Genomic DNA, 1361 nt, shown 5'->3' with positions numbered 1-1361 from the left:
GCCCGTGGGGGGTCCCAGCCGTATAAAACGGGGCCTTGGGGGGTTGGGGCTTTTCCCCCCCCGGGGCGCTTTTTTTCCGGGTGGCTTTTTTTGTTGTCGGGGGGCGCGGCCCCTTTTTGGCCGCGCACAGCCTTGCTCCCGGCCTTGAGTTCCACATCGCGCAGCTTCTTGGCATGCAGCGAGGGTCGAGCCCATGCGTAGCTCTCCCCCTTCATCAGCAGATGCCAGATCACGACGGCCAGCTTGCGCGCGGTCGCGACGGCGGCGACGTGCTGGCCGCGGCGGGCCCGCACCCGCAGGAAGAAGGCACGGAGTGGCCCCGGCGCGCGTGCCGCCGCCCAAGCCGCTTCGACGAGCATGCCGCGGGCATGTCCGCGTCCCTGCTTGGTGATCCGTCCGTGGTAGGCAGGCCCTGGCCCTGATTGCCGGACACTCGGATTCAGGCCAAGATAGCTCACAAGCTTCTGCGGCTCCTCGAAGCGCGACACGTCGCCGATCGCCGCCTTCATTGCAAGCGCGACGGTCATGTCGACGCCGGGAATGGTCATCAGACGCTTCACGCCTTCATCTTCAAGGGTCGAGCGGGCAAGATCGCGCTCGATGACCTCGAGGTCATCGCCCAGCCGATCGAACTCGCGCAAATGCCGGTCGATAGCGAGGCGCTCGTCTTCCGGCACAACCTGTTCACTCAACCAGGTCCGGCCCTTGGCGCCGCACAGGTCTGCATGCGGACAAGACGGGATGAGGTGGCTATGAAGGATCGACTGGATGATGTTCTTCAAGCGCGATCTCTGCCGGACGATCTGATTGCGCCGAGTGACCTGCCGGCGCAGTGCCTGTGTCGGTTCGTCCGGAATCCAGACTTCCGGCAGGAAGCCGCTGGCATAGAGCTGCGCCAGAACGCCGGCATCGATCGTGTCCGTCTTGATCTTGGCATAGGCAATGATGCGCACCTGCTTCGGGTTTGCGATCACCACTTTCTTCACGTGCGGCGCGACAACTGCGGCGGCCGAGGACGCGTTGCCAGTGGCCTCGATCACGACGATGTCGCTCGGTGACAGCTTTGCGGCGAAGGCGTCCAGCAGATCGCGCCGCATGTCGACACGACCCAGCCGCCTGAGCTTGCCGTCCTCCCATGCCACCGCCTCGGCGAAGGCGCGATGGATATCCAGTCCGATGATGCGCATGCGTATTCCCTCCTTCCTGGCTCGGTGAAAGACGGGAGCTGACGGGCAACACGACACTTACTGATCCGCGCTCGCAGCGCATCCGGGAAAGTCGCGAGGGGCGGCCATGTAACGAGCTCGGGCTCTCAGCCCACGGTCTAAAGACGGCCTGCCCGCACTTTCGTGCTCCCGGTG

General features: G+C 64.8%; 1 protein-coding gene. It reads right to left on the bottom strand.

The window, feature by feature from the left end:
• Positions 1-1187, bottom strand: a 1187-nt coding sequence (locus tag AC0L2H_RS32415; RefSeq protein WP_473593668.1) for an IS110 family RNA-guided transposase, incomplete at its 3' end; no start/stop codon positions are given.
• Positions 1188-1361: the final 174 nt, after the last annotated feature.

The sequence above is a fragment of the Mesorhizobium sp. WSM4871 genome, from assembly GCF_055811295.1.
The sequence above is the reverse complement of the archived record's forward strand: the minus strand, read 5'-3'. Positions and strand labels throughout refer to the sequence as shown.